At 70.2% G+C, this 14,665-nt stretch carries 22 protein-coding genes; 14 read left to right on the plus strand and 8 right to left on the minus strand.

The window, feature by feature from the left end; translation table 11 throughout:
* Positions 1-65: 65 nt before the first annotated feature.
* Positions 66-806 (plus strand): DUF4336 domain-containing protein, encoded by a 741-nt coding sequence (locus ACXJKQ_RS16940; protein WP_457106898.1) that lies wholly within the window; start codon positions 66-68, stop codon positions 804-806.
* A gap of 11 nt (positions 807-817) precedes the next feature.
* Here ACXJKQ_RS16940 and ACXJKQ_RS16945 read toward each other — a convergent pair whose 3' ends face one another.
* The 4 genes from ACXJKQ_RS16945 to ACXJKQ_RS16960 all read right to left on the minus strand — a co-directional run bounded on the left by ACXJKQ_RS16945 (position 818) and on the right by ACXJKQ_RS16960 (position 2,251).
* Entirely contained in the window at positions 818-1,057 is a 240-nt protein-coding gene (locus ACXJKQ_RS16945) for a hypothetical protein (RefSeq protein WP_457106899.1), read from the minus strand.
* A gap of 259 nt (positions 1,058-1,316) precedes the next feature.
* Positions 1,317-1,580: a hypothetical protein gene (locus tag ACXJKQ_RS16950; protein WP_457106900.1), complete on the minus strand. Its 264-nt coding sequence runs from the start codon at positions 1,578-1,580 to the stop codon at positions 1,317-1,319.
* A 65-nt stretch (positions 1,581-1,645) separates the two neighbouring features.
* Positions 1,646-1,849, minus strand: coding sequence for a hypothetical protein (locus ACXJKQ_RS16955; RefSeq protein WP_457106901.1), 204 nt, complete (start codon positions 1,847-1,849; stop codon positions 1,646-1,648).
* A 15-nt stretch (positions 1,850-1,864) separates the two neighbouring features.
* On the minus strand, positions 1,865-2,251 hold the full coding sequence (locus tag ACXJKQ_RS16960; RefSeq protein ID WP_457106902.1) for a hypothetical protein: 387 nt from the start codon (positions 2,249-2,251) through the stop codon (positions 1,865-1,867).
* A 234-nt stretch (positions 2,252-2,485) separates the two neighbouring features.
* Between ACXJKQ_RS16960 and ACXJKQ_RS16965 the strand changes: the two genes are divergently transcribed.
* Both ACXJKQ_RS16965 and ACXJKQ_RS16970 read left to right on the plus strand, forming a co-directional pair.
* On the plus strand, positions 2,486-2,749 hold the full coding sequence (locus ACXJKQ_RS16965) for a hypothetical protein (RefSeq protein ID WP_457106903.1): 264 nt from the start codon (positions 2,486-2,488) through the stop codon (positions 2,747-2,749).
* 169 nt (positions 2,750-2,918) lie between these two features.
* A complete protein-coding gene (locus ACXJKQ_RS16970; protein ID WP_457106904.1) occupies positions 2,919-3,107 on the plus strand; it encodes a hypothetical protein in 189 nt (62 codons plus the stop codon).
* A 17-nt stretch (positions 3,108-3,124) separates the two neighbouring features.
* On the opposite strand, the gene ACXJKQ_RS16975 is transcribed toward ACXJKQ_RS16970, so the two are convergent.
* From ACXJKQ_RS16975 to ACXJKQ_RS16985, 3 genes are all read right to left on the minus strand, one after another.
* On the minus strand, positions 3,125-3,370 hold the full coding sequence (locus ACXJKQ_RS16975; protein ID WP_457106905.1) for a hypothetical protein: 246 nt from the start codon (positions 3,368-3,370) through the stop codon (positions 3,125-3,127).
* A 130-nt stretch (positions 3,371-3,500) separates the two neighbouring features.
* Entirely contained in the window at positions 3,501-3,836 is a 336-nt protein-coding gene (locus ACXJKQ_RS16980) for a hypothetical protein (protein WP_457106906.1), read from the minus strand.
* Positions 3,837-3,915: 79 nt separating this feature from the next.
* Complete coding sequence (locus tag ACXJKQ_RS16985; protein WP_457106907.1) at positions 3,916-4,674, minus strand: CDP-diacylglycerol diphosphatase; 759 nt, start codon at positions 4,672-4,674, stop codon at positions 3,916-3,918.
* A gap of 96 nt (positions 4,675-4,770) precedes the next feature.
* Between ACXJKQ_RS16985 and ACXJKQ_RS16990 the strand changes: the two genes are divergently transcribed.
* The 5 genes from ACXJKQ_RS16990 to ACXJKQ_RS17010 all read left to right on the plus strand — a co-directional run bounded on the left by ACXJKQ_RS16990 (position 4,771) and on the right by ACXJKQ_RS17010 (position 8,667).
* Complete coding sequence (locus ACXJKQ_RS16990; protein ID WP_457106908.1) at positions 4,771-5,151, plus strand: hypothetical protein; 381 nt, start codon at positions 4,771-4,773, stop codon at positions 5,149-5,151.
* A gap of 221 nt (positions 5,152-5,372) precedes the next feature.
* Positions 5,373-5,675: a hypothetical protein gene (locus tag ACXJKQ_RS16995; protein WP_457106909.1), complete on the plus strand. Its 303-nt coding sequence runs from the start codon at positions 5,373-5,375 to the stop codon at positions 5,673-5,675.
* Positions 5,676-6,033: 358 nt separating this feature from the next.
* Positions 6,034-6,567, plus strand: a complete 534-nt coding sequence (locus tag ACXJKQ_RS17000; protein ID WP_457106910.1) for a MucR family transcriptional regulator — start codon at positions 6,034-6,036, stop codon at positions 6,565-6,567.
* Between the two features lie 197 nt (positions 6,568-6,764).
* Positions 6,765-7,025: a hypothetical protein gene (locus ACXJKQ_RS17005; RefSeq protein WP_457106911.1), complete on the plus strand. Its 261-nt coding sequence runs from the start codon at positions 6,765-6,767 to the stop codon at positions 7,023-7,025.
* Positions 7,026-7,191: 166 nt separating this feature from the next.
* A complete protein-coding gene (locus ACXJKQ_RS17010; RefSeq protein WP_457106912.1) occupies positions 7,192-8,667 on the plus strand; it encodes a protein adenylyltransferase SelO in 1,476 nt (491 codons plus the stop codon).
* A 16-nt stretch (positions 8,668-8,683) separates the two neighbouring features.
* Here the strand turns inward: ACXJKQ_RS17010 and ACXJKQ_RS17015 are convergent, their stop codons facing one another.
* On the minus strand, positions 8,684-8,899 hold the full coding sequence (locus ACXJKQ_RS17015; RefSeq protein WP_457106913.1) for a hypothetical protein: 216 nt from the start codon (positions 8,897-8,899) through the stop codon (positions 8,684-8,686).
* 226 nt (positions 8,900-9,125) lie between these two features.
* Here ACXJKQ_RS17015 and osmF point away from each other — a divergent pair, with 226 nt between their 5' ends.
* The 6 genes from osmF to ACXJKQ_RS17045 all read left to right on the plus strand — a co-directional run bounded on the left by osmF (position 9,126) and on the right by ACXJKQ_RS17045 (position 14,486).
* The gene (osmF, locus tag ACXJKQ_RS17020; protein ID WP_457106914.1) at positions 9,126-10,046 is read left to right on the plus strand and encodes a glycine betaine ABC transporter substrate-binding protein OsmF; all 921 of its coding nucleotides are present in this window, start codon (positions 9,126-9,128) and stop codon (positions 10,044-10,046) included.
* Between the two features lie 252 nt (positions 10,047-10,298).
* Positions 10,299-11,489: an ABC transporter permease gene (locus tag ACXJKQ_RS17025; protein WP_457106915.1), complete on the plus strand. Its 1,191-nt coding sequence runs from the start codon at positions 10,299-10,301 to the stop codon at positions 11,487-11,489.
* Positions 11,486-12,418, plus strand: coding sequence for an ABC transporter ATP-binding protein (locus tag ACXJKQ_RS17030; RefSeq protein ID WP_457106916.1), 933 nt, complete (start codon positions 11,486-11,488; stop codon positions 12,416-12,418). The genes ACXJKQ_RS17025 and ACXJKQ_RS17030 overlap by 4 nt, the downstream gene beginning before the upstream one ends.
* A complete protein-coding gene (locus ACXJKQ_RS17035) occupies positions 12,415-13,158 on the plus strand; it encodes an ABC transporter permease (protein ID WP_457106917.1) in 744 nt (247 codons plus the stop codon). The genes ACXJKQ_RS17030 and ACXJKQ_RS17035 overlap by 4 nt, the downstream gene beginning before the upstream one ends.
* Before the next feature lie 255 nt (positions 13,159-13,413).
* Positions 13,414-13,632, plus strand: a complete 219-nt coding sequence (locus tag ACXJKQ_RS17040; RefSeq protein ID WP_457106918.1) for a hypothetical protein — start codon at positions 13,414-13,416, stop codon at positions 13,630-13,632.
* Positions 13,633-13,916: 284 nt separating this feature from the next.
* On the plus strand, positions 13,917-14,486 hold the full coding sequence (locus tag ACXJKQ_RS17045; RefSeq protein WP_457106919.1) for a hypothetical protein: 570 nt from the start codon (positions 13,917-13,919) through the stop codon (positions 14,484-14,486).
* Positions 14,487-14,665 lie beyond the last annotated feature (179 nt).

Genomic DNA, 14,665 nt, shown 5'->3' on the forward strand with positions numbered 1-14,665 from the left:
GCCGCCCGCGGCGTTCCAGGGAGCGCGTCCGTATCACGCCGCGCCTTCCAGGGAGCGACCGGTTTTTGCCCGAGGCCACCTACCCTCCGCTCGACGTGCTCAAGCCTGTCGCCGACGGTCTCTGGATCGTCGACAGCGGCCCGCTGCACGCCTTCGGCATTCCCTTGCCCGTCCGGATGACCGTCGTCCGGCTCCAAGACGGAACGATCTGGCTGCATACGCCGACCCGCTACGACGCGCGCCTTCACCGGGACATCGCGACGCTGGGACCGATTCGGCATCTGGTCGCTCCGAACATCGCCCATTGGCTCTTTCTGAAGGATTGGCAGAGCCATTGCCCACAGGCGCTGACCTGGGCCGCGCCGAACCTGCGCCGGCGCATCCAGGTCCGCCGCGCCGGCGTGCGCATCGACCGTGAGTTGGGGGAGACGGCGCCGGCCGCTTGGGAGGCGGACCTGCGCCAGGTCGTCGTCCCGGGTGGCTTGGGATTCCGGGAGGTCGCGTTCTTCCACGGCGCGACCCGAACCCTGATCCTGACCGATCTCGTCCTCAATCTAGAGCCGGCGAAGATGCCCCCGCTCCTGCGTCCTTTCCTGCGCCTCGCGCGCATGACGCCGCCGCACGGACAGCCGCCGCCCTATCTCCGCCTCGCCATCAAGCTGCGCCGGCGCGACGCGGCGCGCGCTGCGGCGGAGCTGATCGCCCTGGCTCCTGAGCGGGTCGTCTTCGCGCACGGTCTCTGGTTCGCGGGGGATGGCGCAGCACGGGTGCGGCACGCCCTGCGCTGGCTCGGGCCGTATTCCTGATCGCCTAAGGCTCAGACCGCGAGTTGCCGCATGATCCAGACCCGCGCTGCGGCAAGATCTACGAAGAGCGGTGGAGCGACTGGTTCGATCGGACCGAAGCCCGCCTCCAGGAACCACTTCCCCGCATCGTCGTCGTGCTGCGCCGAGAGTCGAACCAGGATCGCGACCAGGAAGCCGTCGGCGAAAACAAGCTGACTTTCCACATCGTCGCTGCTGGTCGCGACCTGCGCGGACTGCAGGCTCAGGATCATGCGGCCATCGACTTCATGACGGAACACTTCAGCCGGAAAAAACCGTCGTGCGACGGGCGCGCGCCGCGGGCCAGTCAACCTGATCAATCGGCCCTCGGCGTCGAAGTTCCGGCCCGGAATGCGGCCGCGTCGGACCGGCGGGCTCGGCCGGGAAGGCTTGGGAGGACCGGCCCGATCGTATGGCGACGGCAGCGCCGAGGGTGAGACCGTGCCCTCCACCAGTGACCCTCGGACCCGATCACAGCGAGGAGTGACGTCTTCAGAACGCCTCCGACACGTCCCCCGCGGCCGGGCCGCCACCCTCGATCGTGCGGGCGAGTTCGGTCAGCACCTCTTCCACCATCGGTGGCCACGGCACCTTCTCCTCGTCCATGAGGCGCGCGGCACCGACCAGCGCAGCGATCTGCGCCTCGTAGACCGGCCGACCGACGAGTTGCGCGTAGCGCATCCGGGCGGCGAGCGCCGTGGCGAGGCGCTGGACCTCCGCGATCTTCGCGCTCGGCGCGCCGCTGGCGTCGCTCATCCGTCCCTCCCGTCCGGAGCCTCACCGATCCTCATAGGCCATGGGCGGGATGGCGTCAGGACCGGTTACCAAGCCAGGAGGATCTGGCCGCCGATCAGCGCGACGATGACGCCGGCCAGCAGCGCCGCGGCGATGTCGCGCAACGGAGCGGCGATCCACCCCGGTTCCGGAACCGGCTCGGTGGTGAGGCGTGTCAGGCTCTCGGGAAGAACCGGCGCGTGCGGGACGCGCGTCGTGCGCGTCGGCTTGCGCTTGCGCGGCCTGGACATGATTTCTCCGCGGCCTCAGGCGGTTTCGATCTGTCGGGCGGCGTTAGCCGCCAGCGCCCGCCGTGCCCCGGTCTTCGGGCGGACGAAGTCGGCGAGCGGCTTGCAGGGCGGGAGGCCGATCGCCTCGCCCGGCAGCGGACCGACCTGCAGCGCCGGCGCGCAAGGAGCGTCGGCGCTGGCGTTCGATCCCTGACCCGCGTCCTCGCCGTTGCTCGACAACGCGACGCGATGTCCGAACAGGTAGGCCTCCAAGTCGATGAGTCGGTGGCGCAATCGCCCGATGTCGTTCTCGACGCCGATGATCTGAACCAGAAGGTCGGAGACGGTGTCCCTCCGCGCCGCGATGGCTGACAGCACGGCGTCCCGCTCGTTCAGCAGCACAGCTTTGACGGTCGGGTTCATGACGCAAGTCTCCGAAGGTTACATCACCACGATCTGCAGACCGGCCCTCGAAGACAGTTGTCAAAATGGCTTAGCCGTTACGCCTGAGGGTGAACGACCAGGATTCGGGGTCGTGGCGTCCGCATCCGCCGCGGAATGCCGGTCTCGGCGGCCGACGCGTCGCGCCGGCGGGAACTTCTCGCCCGCGCATGCGTCGGTTTCACGCAGACCGACACGCATTGATGGGAGTTCCACATGCGCAGATCCGCGACATTCACCCTGGCGGCCGCCCTGATCCTGGCTTCCGTCCCGGCCTGGGCCGAGCCCGTGAGCCAGACGGGGACAGGCGGTGGTCCCGGCACGGCAGCCAAGGCCCCCCATACCACCGCGACCGGCCAGACGGTCCCGAACCCGAGTGTCCTCAGTCCCAACGAGACCGGCAGCATTGAGCGGCGGGATGCCGTGGAAGAGCGCAACGACGCGATCACCCGCGGCATCTGCATCGGCTGCAGTCGCTAGAATACCGTCACCCGCCCGAAACGGACCCTCTTGGGCCGGGCGGGTATACGAGAGCGGCATGAAAGACGTTCATGGCCGGGGCGCACCGGTTGCAGGCCGGGCTTGAAGCATTCCGCGGCTTGGCCCAGATCATCGACCTCCACCGCAACCATGAAGCAGGAGTCGAAGCGTGGCGAACGAATCTGTCGAACAGGCGGCAGAGAAGACCTATTACGGCCTCAGCCTCTCGCAGCACGCGGAACGGATCCGGAAGCTCGCGTCGGAACGCGGCCTCGCCGGCGACGCCTTCGATCGCGTGACCGCGAAGGCCGTCGCGATGATCCCCTCCATCAAGCTCAACGACGCCGCCCAGCGTTAGGGCCGGAACGGGCCGGCTTACAGCTCGGCCCGGAGGCTCTTGAGGATGCGGCGCGCGACCGTACGCACGGCCTCGTCGTCCCGCGCCTCGCCCTCGACCGAATCCCACAGGTGGGGGAGGCTGCCCTCCAGATCGTCCAGCAGTTCCGGGTGACGCTGCGCCAGGAACCGGATCGTCCCGAACAACAGGTGCTCCGTCGCGATCTCGCGACGGCGCGCCTCGGTGACGGGGTCCGGATGGGATTTCGGGGTCTGCTCGCTCATGGAAGCCCAACGATCCGCGGATGCGGGCGGTTCGGCCCGGCGGGCGCGGTGGGACGCCGCGGAAACGAGTCCCGTTCCACTCCGGCGGTCAGCTGCCGACGCAGGCCCTCACTCGTCGATCACGACGGCGTCAGCGCCGCAAGGCCCCGAACCACGCGGTCAGCGGCTCCACGAACGCGGCCCAGGTCCGCGACCACACGGTGGCGGTACGGCCATCATCCGGGCGCGGAGCGGTCATCAGGGCCGCCACCAGGGCATCCTCGCGGGGCTTGCATTCATCGAGGGCGTTGCGCTCGTCGCCGGCGCGGCTCTGGCCCGTCGGCTGATGCCCGGAGGCCTCACGCAGGCAGCGGTGCCAAGCCCGCTCCAGGGCAGCCGGATCGGCCGCACCGGCAGCCGGCGCCGCGACCGACGGGCCGGCGGACAGGACGAGCATTGCGGACAAGCTGAGCAGCGGCGTGCGCATGACCGTTCTATGCCTGATTCGTGCGCCCGCGGGATAGAACGTAGCGGCAACACCTTCCGGACCGCAGCGTGCCGGCCGCTCAGCCGGCCCGGCGCGGGCTGGCGATCCGGCAGCCGTGATCCATCAGGTCCTCGGCACTGGCCTCCGGCTCTCGATAGGCCAAGAGGATCATGCCGCCGCGCGGATCCGCCGGATCGGCCTCCACGGCCGCGAAGGTCGCGTCGTGCAGATGTCCTCGCCAGCCGGGCACGTCGGACAACGCCGCGAACGGGTTAAAGTCCGCCACGGCGTCCGCCGGAACCCGCCGGGCGAGGTAGTGCTCCTCCTCCAGCGGCATGGGGAACGGCACCCAGGTCTCTCCGACGCCGCCGCCATGAGCCTTGAGGGCGGCCATCACGCTCCGGTGCATGCAGTCGAGGTGGATGTGCAGCTGATCCTGGCTGCGGCCGTCCACCGAGTTCACCTCCAGGCCCACGGCCGAAACCGGAAGACGGCCCTGCAGCACGTCCGACACGTAGTGCCGCGCCGCGAGCGCCGCGCGCCAGTAGGCGGCGCCGCGCGGCCCCTGGAGCACGGGCGCCTCGATTCCCGAGACGCTGTCGGTGGGCATTACGACCGTGTGGGTGAGATGGCCCGGGGCGCGCAGCACGGCCGTGCCGGGGCGCGCACCGTCGCCGAGATCGACGGCCAGGCAGGGAAAGCTCCGGCCCGCGGCCTTCTTGGCGAGCACGCAGCCCTGCAGCGCCACCCAGAGCACGTCCCGCACCGGGTTGGCCGCAATGGCGGGCGGCATCGCCGTGAAGGCGAGCAGTGTCGCGACGACCAGACTACAACGCATGATCAGGCTTCCCGGTCTCCGCCCATTGTTATGCTACAGGCGATGGCCCGCCATCATTGTAGGCCAGGGCCGTCGACGTGAGGTTACGAGTCCGCGATGCTGAAATCGAACACGCAGTGGCCCGGCCCGATGCAGATCGCGGCCTGGATCCTGGTGGCCCTGATCGTCGCCGTAACCCTCGTGCCGATCGGTCTGCGCCCCGTCGTCACGACCGATCCCAGCCTCGAACGGATCGCCGCCTACGCGGCGGCCGGGCTTCTGATGGCCGCGGCATATCCCCGGCACTGGCTCTGGATCTTGGTCGGCAGCGTCATCATGGCGGGCGGCCTGGAGGCGGGGCAGACCCTCACCGGAACCCGGCACGGCCGGTTCGACGACTTTCTCGTGAAGGCCGCCGCCGCCCTGGCCGGTGCGGTGGCGGGCCGCGTGCTCGCGTCCATGGTCGGCCGGCGCCTGATCGACCGAGTGAACGGATGAGCCCGGATTGGGCCGGATCGCGGGCACGGGATCACCGTCAGGCCTGAGAGGGGGCGGTCGCCGCCCGGATGGGCGTGCGGGATTCGGAACGGGGACAAACACCACGCGCATGTAAACGGTGCATGTCTGCGGCGCCGGCCCGGCGCTGCGCAGGGGGCCGCGGCGGAAACCGCCGAGCTTGACCCGCGTTGGCTCAGGGGAACTCTGACGCGAGGTGCTGCATGTTCGGCACGGCCAAGCTCACGGGACGGTTCTGGTTCCGCAAGACATGGACGGGCAAGCTGGTCCTGCTTGTCGAAGAAGAGAAGCCGCGGTGGTTCGGCCGCGGCGGCCTCACCAAGCTGCGCTGGCGCGATGCCCGCCTCCTCGACTTGGCCGAGGCGCCGATGCGGACGCTGATGACCCTCGAGCGGAGCTATCGCGCGGATTACGCGACTGGTCCGGCTCGGGTGCTGCAAGCGGTCGTCCCGCCCGGGACGCGCGGCGCGATCACGACGCCGGTCGGATCTGCCGCGAACACTTGAGCGCCGTCGGAGCGCGAAGGCGCGGGCCGAGCATTGAAGGGGCAGGGCTCGGCCCGCCTGTCGTTCGGCTTCTTACCCCCAAAGCCGGAGCGACCCCGCCAGAGACCATGAACGGGGTTAACGCTTTCTGAAGCCGCTGGTCCGGCGCGCCCCCCCGATAGCCCCGCCACCGGGCCGAGAGCCGTCGGGACCGCGTGCAGAGCGATAACCGGGCGCGAGAAGCGTCATTGATCTATGTTGGTATTGGTTTGTTCATTCGGTAGATAACAGGCATTATAATTTATCTTCATGCGAATAAGGACTTGACTGTCGAGAAGCGAATCCACGTTCATGGGGCGCACCGACGTGAGAGGCGCCTATGGAAGACAGCAATCCTGTATCGCATCAGGACCCGATCGATTTCGTTGAGCTGACCGCCGATATCGTCTCGGCTTACGTGGCCAACAACTCGGTTCCGGTCCCCGACCTCCCGTTGCTTCTGTCCGGCGTTCATGCAGCACTGGCCGGCCTGGGTCAGGCGACGACCTCGGCTGAGCCGGAACTCAGGAAGGCGACACCCGCGCAGATCAAGAAGTCGATCACCCCCGACGCCCTGATCAGCTTCATCGACGGCAAGCCGTACAAGACGTTGAAGCGGCATCTCACCGGCAACGGCATGACGATCGAGCAGTATCGGCAGCGCTTCGGGCTGCCGCCGGACTATCCGACAACGTCATCCAACTATTCGGCGATGCGCGCCGAGTTCGCCCGCAATGCCGGGCTGGGCCACAAGCGCCGCGGCGCGGTCCCGAAGCGCAGCGAGCCCGCGGACGCCGTCGCGGCGCCGGACGGGGGCAGCGGGGCAAAGGCGGCCAAGGGCCGGAAGTCCAGGAAGTCCAACGCGGAGGCGTGAGCGCACCGACCGGGCGCTGGTGCGCCCGATCCTCCCCCCGCGGGAATGCGGGACCGGGGGCGGTCCCGTCCGGTCGCATGCGCCGGCCAGGCCCGGGACCGCCGGGCACAGGCAGGCGCCGTCCATCGGCTTCGGAACGCCGCGTACGGCCAACCGTTGGCCCCTGGAACGCCCGACCGCCTGTGACGGAGCCAAGCTTGACCCGACGGATCCCCGCCCTTCTCCTCGCCCTGGCGATCGTGACCGGCCACCCGGCCGCGGCCGGCGCGCAGGAGCAGAACGGAACCGGACCGACTCCGCGGGCCGAGACGGCGCCGAGGCCGGCGGCCGACACGAAGGACCCGGGCAAGACCGCCACTGAGGCCGTCACCCATCCCTCCGCTGTGCCCCCGACGGAGGGCGAGGTCGGCACCGGCAAGCCGCCCTCCACCGGGACGCCTTCGACGACGGGGCGCTGACCTTCCGGCGGAGCGCAGTGCCACGCAGCCACCCTTCCATCGCGACGCGCCCGCACGACCGGGATCGCCGCGCGGTGCGGGTTGCCCGAGACGCTTCCCGTCCTCGCCCGTGCCGCTGCGACGGGCAGCGCTTGTCCGCCGGTCCGGCCTCTCATAGATCCCGACGATGACGGTCTTCCCCTTCGACAACAGCTATGCCCGCCTGCCGGCGCGCTTCTATGCACACCGGCCGCCGACTCCGGTGGCGGCCCCGCGCCTGATCCGCTTGAACCGGGGGCTCGCCGAGACGCTCGGCCTCGATCCGGAACGGCTCGCCGAGCCCGAAGGCGTCGCGGCCCTCGCCGGGAACGCCGTCCCGGCTGGCGCCGAGCCGATCGCCGCCGCCTATGCCGGGCACCAGTTCGGCCAGTTCGTGCCACAGCTCGGCGACGGCCGCGCGATCCTTCTCGGCGAGGTGATCGATCGGGACGGGCAACGCCGCGACATCCAGCTCAAGGGCGCCGGCCCGACGCCGTTCTCCCGCCGGGGCGACGGGCGGGCAGCCCTCGGCCCGGTCCTGAGGGAGTATCTCGTCAGCGAGGCCATGGCGGCGCTCGGCATCCCGACCACCCGGGCGCTCGCGGCCGTGGCGACGGGCGAGACCGTGGTGCGCGAGACGCTCCTGCCCGGCGCGGTGCTCACCCGCGTGGCCGCCAGCCACATCCGGGTCGGCACGTTCCAGTTCTTCGCGACGCGGGGCGACGCAGAAGGCGTTCGGATGCTCGCCGACCACGTGGTCGCCCGGCACTATCCAGAGGCCGCTGCAGCCACGAATCCCTATCGGGCGCTCTTAGAGGGCGTCGTCGGCCGTCAGGCCGACCTCGTCGCCCGGTGGCTGCACGTCGGCTTCGTCCACGGGGTGATGAACACCGACAACATGTCGGTCGCCGGCGAGACGATCGATTACGGCCCTTGCGCGTTCCTCGATGCCTACGATCCCCGGACGGTCTACAGCTCCATCGATCGGAACGGGCGATACGCCTACGGGCAGCAGCCGCGCATCGCGCTCTGGAACCTGACGCGGCTCGCCGAGACCCTGCTGCCTCTGCTCGCCGCGGACGAGACGCAGGCGGTTGCCGAGGCGGAGGCGGCCCTCGGCGGCTTTGCGCCGCGCTTCGAAGCTGCCTATCGCAGCGGCCTCGGCCGCAAGCTCGGCCTCGCCGAGGTCCGGGACGGCGACTCCGCCCTGGCGAGCGACCTGCTCGAGCGGATGGCCGCGAACCAAGCCGACTTCACCCTGACGTTCCGCACCCTCTGTGCCGCCGCGGAGCGGCCGGAAGCCGACGCGGCGGTGCGCGACCTGTTCGTCGATCCCACCGCATACGATGCCTGGGCGGTGGGCTGGCGCGCGCGGCTGGCGCAGGAGGCGCGTGAGCCGGCCGAGACCGCCGCCGCGATGCGGGCGGTCAACCCGGCCTTCATCCCGCGCAACCACCGCGTCGAGGCGATGATCGAGGCGGCCGTGGAACGGGGCGATTTCGCGCCGTTCGAGGCACTCCTGGCCGTCTTGTCCCGTCCCTACACGGAGCAGCCGGGCGACGCCGCCTTCGCGGAGGCGCCGGAGGGCGGGGGCGTGGGCTATCGCACCTTCTGTGGCACCTGAGACGAGGCGCAGCCGGTCACTGCTTCGGCCACGTGAAGATCTCGTGCACGTTTCCGTGGTGCAGAAACCAGTGGACACGGGTTTCTGGATTGAACCCGTGATTTCGGTACGAGTGGGCGATCACAGAGACGAGGGTTTCCGCTGCCGACCGATCATGGATGTCGTAGGCCAGAAGCTGCGGGGCGCCGCCATCCACGCGGGCAAGATCGCGGACGAGAATCGAATACGACATATCTCCCCTCCTTTCGACCAAAACAGTCTACGCAAAATTATATCTTCAACTCCAGGAATGTTCATGGAAGCCTTGTGTAAAGGTTAAGCAATCTTAACCGAATGTCATTGATTTGATTGATCATTATCCGCGATGTTCCAGCTGGACCATCCCAGGTCGTCGCCCACGCCGATCCGGGATGATGACGCGCCGGCGCCCGGCGAGGCGGACGAGGGACCCGAAGGCCATGGTGAAGCGGAACCTCGCGCGGTTCGCGGCCACGGCCCTCGCGCTGCTCGTCGCCCTGCCCGACGCACGGGCGGCCGGGATCGTCGTCGCCTCCAAGCTCGACACGGAGGGCGGGGTCCTCGGGAACATCATCCTGCAGGCTTTGAAGTCCAAGGGCCTCCCGACTGTCGACAGGATCCAGCTCGGCGCCACGTCGATCGTGCGCCAAGCCCTGATCGAGGGTCAGGTCGACATCTACCCGGAATATACCGGCAACGCGGCGTTCTTCTTCGGGAAAGCGGATCTGCCGGTCTGGAAGGACCCGGACGCCGCCTACCAGACGGCCCGGAGCCTGGACCGCGCGGCCAACGACCTCATCTGGCTGACGCCGGCCTCGGCCAACAACACCTGGGCGATCGCGGTGCGCCAGGACGTCGCGCAGGCTGCCGACCTGAAGACGATGAGCGATTTTGGCCGCTACGTGGCCGGCGGCGGCGCGATCAAGCTCGCCGCCTCGTCGGAATTCGTGACCGCCCCGGCCGCGCTCCCGGCCTTCGGCAGGACCTACGGCTTCGCCCTCAGGCCGGAGCAGCTCATCATCCTGGCGGGTGGGGATACCGCCGCCACGATCGCCGCGGCGGCGCGCGGCACCTCCGGAACCAACGCGGCCATGGTGTTCGGTACCGACGGTGGTCTCGCCGTCGCGCGCCTCACGGTGATGGCGGACGACAAGGGCGTCCAACCCGTCTATCAGCCGGCGCCGGTCGTCCGCGGGGCCGTCCTCAAGGCCCATCCCGAGATCGCCACCGTGCTGGACCCGATCTTCCGCAGGCTCGATCTGGCCACGCTCCGAGACCTCAACGGCCGCGTTCAGATCGGCGGCGAACCGGCCTCCGCCGTCGCAGCGGATTTCCTCAGCCGGAACGGCTTCGTGCCGTGAGCGGACTTGCATCGGCAAGCCGCACGGTACACGCGGGCATGGCGCCGGCCCTTTCGGCGGACGCGTCGTCCCCTCCTCTCCGTGCCAAGGCAGGATCGCTGTCGTGCCCCGTGGACTAGCCGACGCACCGTTCGCTCCCGTCCGTGTCAGACCGCGGCCCCTGGCTGCGGGCACGACGCCCACTTTTGCTGGCACCGCTCGAAAACGGGTCGCGCGCCGTTCCCCGCCCCCTGAGGCTTTCGGCGCTTGAGGATGGACGGATCCGCCCCGACCCGGCTCGGGCGCCCAAGGATCGATCCCCTGGGGTCGGCCTTCGCCGTGGTTCTGGGGCTGAGCTTGTCGGCCCTGCCGCTGATGACCGAACGGCCGAACCGGATCGCGTCAGGCACCGCGCTGATGGCCTGGTCGGCCCTCCCGTCCGGTCAGGCGCTGATCCTCGGATGCGTCGTCGCCCTTGCCCTGCCGCTGGTGGCCCTGCGGGGAACACCGACCCGGCGCCTGGCGGCCGTCTTCGCGGTCCTCCTGATCCTCGGCCTCGTGGCCGGCTGGGCGGCCGACCACTTGACGCCGCCCGGCGACCGGTACAGCCGGGTCGCACCGGATGCGGGCTGGTGGCTGGCCTTCGTGACGGCGGCCCTCGCGGTCGGCGACGGGCTGGCGCGGCTGCGTCCAGGACCGATCCTGCGGATCGCGCTGCTGGCGGGCGCGGTCGCCCTGACCGGCCTCGCCCTGCGATCCGGGTTCTGGAACAACCTCTCGATCCTGCGGGAATACACCAGCCGGTCCGACACCTTCGGCCGGGAGTTGCGGACCCATGCCGGGCTCGCCCTCGCCTCCGTGGCCGCGGCCAGCGCGGTCGGGATCCCGGCGGCCATTCTGGCGCGCCCGGTCCCGGCGCTGCGCGCGGGGATGCTCACCGTCCTCAACGTCGTGCAGACCATCCCGTCCATGGCGCTGTTCGGCATGCTGATCGCGCCGCTGGCCTGGGTCGGCCGGGAGGTCCCGGGCGCATCCGCTTTGGGCATCGCGGGAATCGGCGCCGCGCCGGCCTTCCTGGCCCTGTTCGCCTACGCGCTCCTGCCCCTGGCCGCCGCGACCGTCGCGGGCCTGGACGCGGTGCCGTGGCCGGTGCGTGACGCCGCCCGGGGCGTCGGCATGACCGCGCGGCAGCGCCTGCTCCAGGTGGAGATACCGCTGGCCCTCCCGGCGATCCTGACGGGGATCCGCATCGTCCTCGTCCAGAACATCGGGCTCGCTGTGATCGCGGGGCTCGTGGGCGGCGGCGGCCTCGGCGTGTTCGTCTTCCAGGGCATCAGCCAGACCGCGGGCGACCTCGTCCTGCTCGGGGCGCTGCCGACCGTCGCCATGGCGAGCGGCGCCGGCGTCCTGCTCGACGCGGTCATCGATCTGAGCCGCGGCCGCGCGGCGGAGCGGCTGCCATGATCGAACTCGCAGGGGTCAGCCGCGTCTTCGGGGGGCGGACGGTCGTGGCCGACGTCACACTCCGGGTCGAGGCCGGGACGATCCTGACGGTGGTCGGCACCTCGGGGTCGGGCAAGACAACCCTGCTGCGGATGATCAACCGCCTGATCGAACCCAGCGCCGGGACGATCCGGATCGCCGGGCGGGACATCCGGGACATGCCCCCCCATCGCCTGCGGCGCGGGATCGGCTATGCCATCCAGGGACACGGCCTGTTCCCCCACCGCACCGTGGCGGAGAACATCGCGGTGGTGCCGAACCTGCTCGGCTGGGAGAGCGGGCGGATCGCCGCCCGGGTCGACGAACTCCTCGGCCAGTTCAACCTCGATCCGGCGGAATACCGGAACCGCTTGCCGGCGGCCTTGTCCGGAGGCGAGCAGCAGCGGATCGGCGTCGCCCGGGCTCTCGCGGCCGAGCCGCCGATCCTGCTCATGGACGAGCCCTTCGGCGCCCTCGACCCGATCATCCGCGGCCGCGCCCAGGCGGATCTGCGGGCCATCCAGACGCGCTACGGCACCACGATCGTGCTCGTGACCCACGACATGGACGAGGCCCTGCACCTCGGCCACCGGATCGCCGTGATGGACGGGGGGCGCCTGGTCCAGGAAGCCGCCCCGGCCGACCTGATCGGCGCGCCCGCGACCGCGTTCGTCGGCGAACTCCTCGGCAGCGGCGACCGGGCCTTCCAACTCATGGCCCTGCGCGTCGTGGACGCCCTCGTCGAGCCCGGTCCTGCGCCGGGGCCGCCCATCCCGGCCGGAACCTCCGTGCGCGCCGCCCTGGCGGAGAGCCTGTGGTCCCGGCGCCCGGCCCTGCCGGTCAGCCGCGACGGCGTGGTCCTGGGACGGGTGACGCGGGCGGTCCTCGAGGCGCAGGGCGGGCGGCCGTGAGCCGGGTCGCACCGCTGACCTGGGCGGCGCTCCTCGCCCTGCTCGGCGCGTTCCTGCTCACGCCGGAGAGCTTCGCGCCCCTTTTCCGTCCCTTCGCCCCCGGCGACACCCCGCCGATCTACGCACAGACGCCCCTATGGACGCTGGCCGTCGACCACCTCTTGCTGGTCGCCGCCGCCACCCTGGCGTCGACCGGGATCGCCCTCGGCCTCGCCATCGCGGCCACCCGGCCGGCCGGGCGCGAGATGCTGCCCTTCGCCCGTTTGGTGACCCGGATCGGCCAGACCTTCCCGCCCGTGGCGGTCCTGGCCCTGGCCGTGCCGATCTTCGGCTTCGGCGCCGTCCCGACCCTCATCGCCCTCGTGCTGTACGGCCTGCTGCCGATCTTCGAGACCGCCCTGACCGGGCTCGACGGCCTCGATCCGGCCCTGATGGAAGCCGCACGCGGGATGGGCATGACCGACCGCCAGCGCCTCGTCCAGGTCGAGCTGCCCCTGGCCTTGCCGATGATCCTGTCGGGCATTCGCCTCGCGGCCGTGATCGGGCTCGCCACGGCCACGATCGGCTCGACGGTGGCGGCCAGCACCCTCGGCGAAGTGATCGTGTCCGGCCTCCTCTCGGGCAACACCGCCTACGTGCTCCAGGGCGGCCTCGTCGTGTCGGCGCTGGCGCTCCTGATCGATGGCGGCTTCCGCCGCCTTGAGCGTGCCGCCGCGCGCCGGGCTGGATTTCGTTCCTAGAGGCGACTAGAAAGCCGGCGGGGCCGTACGCGCGGTCCTGGGGCTTGGAATCCCCTGTCTGATGGTTGGTGCCGACCACAACGGCACCCGCTCCTGGCCACACGGTCGGGGAGCCTGCGACGCATGTCCAGGCGTTCCGGCGCTAAAGGTCGTAGGGACCGTTCAGACACGGTTTTCCAACTCCCCGACTCGGGGTGGTCGAAGGCTCGTTCGCGGGGGCGGACCGCGGATCGAGGGCCGCCGGGAGGGTGGACCATGGGTTCCCGCGATCCCGATACGCGCGCAAACCAGTTCGCCCGCCTGCGCGCGGCCTACGAGGCCCGCCCGGGCCGCCCGCGTCCCGACGCCCCCTGCAACAGCGCGCACCACTCGCGCGCGCTCCTGGGACGAATCCTCGTCGTGCTGGGCGGCTTGCAGGACGGGGCGGGCGTGACGTCGAACGGACCGGACGGCAAGACGCGCGCCCGGCCGTAGCGTCGCGGGACGTGGCGCATGACGTCTCGTGCGCCGGTCCATGGGCAGGACCTGTCCCGCGAACCGGACCATCGACGAGGAGACGCTGCGCCGTCGCCACACTTCGCCGGCGCTCGGTCCGTAATGTCCGATATTTTTCATCAAAAATCTGTGATCGTTGCTATATATTGAATAATCGTCATATATTAATTAGTATTCATGTGACGCGCCTGATTCGGTCGTCCGTCGTTCGGCAGTGCGATCGATACCGATCGGTCTCGAATGCGTCGGACTGGGAGGTCGCCATGACACGAAGGGCAATTCACGCAGCATCCCACGCGGGCATCCCCGCCGCGACACTCTGCCTGCTTCTTCTCGGCACGATCATGGCCCGTGCCGAAGACATTCCACGGGAGGGTGACTTCCGGATCACCTACACGTCGACCAGTGTATTCGCACCTAAACCTGTCTCGATCGGCGGAAATCGAACGGCTTCGGCGACGATCTACATGATGACCGCCGTGAACGAATCAGGGGGCCGGCTCCTGCACAACATGGCGGGGCGCTGCACCTCGGCGCCGATCATCGACAGCGGCGCCAAGACTCTGGAGAACCACGGGTACTGCGACTACGTCGACGCCGACGGAGACCACGTCTTCGAGAAGTGGGACTATCCGGTCCAGCCGCTGGGGGCGGCGATCGAGGGGACGGGCGAGTGGCTCGGCGGCACCGGCAAGTTCGCGGGCCTGTCCGGTACCATGAAGATCCGCTCCCGCCGGCTGAACTCCCCGACCGAGGGTGCCATCCAGGTCGTCGGCGAGAAGCTCGGCAGCTACAGCCTCGCCAACACGGTAGCCAGCGCGAAACCGAACTGACGCGCGCGACACGACGCGACAGGCGGGTCGACTTGGCGGTATGAGGCCGCCCATGACGCCCGCCGACCGCGACCGGTTCGAAAAATGCCTCGCGCTCTCCGCGCAGGGCGCCACGGCCGGCGAGCGCGCGGCCGCGCGCGCGGCCGCCGAGCGCATCGCCCGGGGCGCAGGCCTCACCC

Source organism: Methylobacterium sp. P5_C11 (genome assembly GCF_054049775.1).

Excerpts from the sequence above, each read along its gene's own strand:
- ACXJKQ_RS17030 (WP_457106916.1), top strand. The coding sequence starts at position 11,486 with ATGATCGAACTCGCAGGGGTCAGCCGCGTCTTCGGGGGGCGGACGGTC.
- ACXJKQ_RS16975 (WP_457106905.1), bottom strand. The coding sequence starts at position 3,370 with ATGAGCGAGCAGACCCCGAAATCCCATCCGGACCCCGTCACCGAGGCG.
- ACXJKQ_RS16955 (WP_457106901.1), bottom strand. The coding sequence starts at position 1,849 with ATGTCCAGGCCGCGCAAGCGCAAGCCGACGCGCACGACGCGCGTCCCG.
- ACXJKQ_RS17010 (WP_457106912.1), top strand. The coding sequence starts at position 7,192 with ATGACGGTCTTCCCCTTCGACAACAGCTATGCCCGCCTGCCGGCGCGC.
- ACXJKQ_RS16965 (WP_457106903.1), top strand. The coding sequence starts at position 2,486 with ATGCGCAGATCCGCGACATTCACCCTGGCGGCCGCCCTGATCCTGGCT.
- ACXJKQ_RS16995 (WP_457106909.1), top strand. The coding sequence starts at position 5,373 with ATGTTCGGCACGGCCAAGCTCACGGGACGGTTCTGGTTCCGCAAGACA.
- ACXJKQ_RS17040 (WP_457106918.1), top strand. The coding sequence starts at position 13,414 with ATGGGTTCCCGCGATCCCGATACGCGCGCAAACCAGTTCGCCCGCCTG.
- ACXJKQ_RS16960 (WP_457106902.1), bottom strand. The coding sequence starts at position 2,251 with ATGAACCCGACCGTCAAAGCTGTGCTGCTGAACGAGCGGGACGCCGTG.
- ACXJKQ_RS17015 (WP_457106913.1), bottom strand. The coding sequence starts at position 8,899 with ATGTCGTATTCGATTCTCGTCCGCGATCTTGCCCGCGTGGATGGCGGC.
- ACXJKQ_RS16950 (WP_457106900.1), bottom strand. The coding sequence starts at position 1,580 with ATGAGCGACGCCAGCGGCGCGCCGAGCGCGAAGATCGCGGAGGTCCAG.
- ACXJKQ_RS16945 (WP_457106899.1), bottom strand. The coding sequence starts at position 1,057 with ATGATCCTGAGCCTGCAGTCCGCGCAGGTCGCGACCAGCAGCGACGAT.
- ACXJKQ_RS16980 (WP_457106906.1), bottom strand. The coding sequence starts at position 3,836 with ATGCGCACGCCGCTGCTCAGCTTGTCCGCAATGCTCGTCCTGTCCGCC.
- ACXJKQ_RS16985 (WP_457106907.1), bottom strand. The coding sequence starts at position 4,674 with ATGCGTTGTAGTCTGGTCGTCGCGACACTGCTCGCCTTCACGGCGATG.
- ACXJKQ_RS17045 (WP_457106919.1), top strand. The coding sequence starts at position 13,917 with ATGACACGAAGGGCAATTCACGCAGCATCCCACGCGGGCATCCCCGCC.
- osmF (WP_457106914.1), top strand. The coding sequence starts at position 9,126 with ATGGTGAAGCGGAACCTCGCGCGGTTCGCGGCCACGGCCCTCGCGCTG.
- ACXJKQ_RS17000 (WP_457106910.1), top strand. The coding sequence starts at position 6,034 with ATGGAAGACAGCAATCCTGTATCGCATCAGGACCCGATCGATTTCGTT.
- ACXJKQ_RS17025 (WP_457106915.1), top strand. The coding sequence starts at position 10,299 with ATGGACGGATCCGCCCCGACCCGGCTCGGGCGCCCAAGGATCGATCCC.
- ACXJKQ_RS16990 (WP_457106908.1), top strand. The coding sequence starts at position 4,771 with ATGCTGAAATCGAACACGCAGTGGCCCGGCCCGATGCAGATCGCGGCC.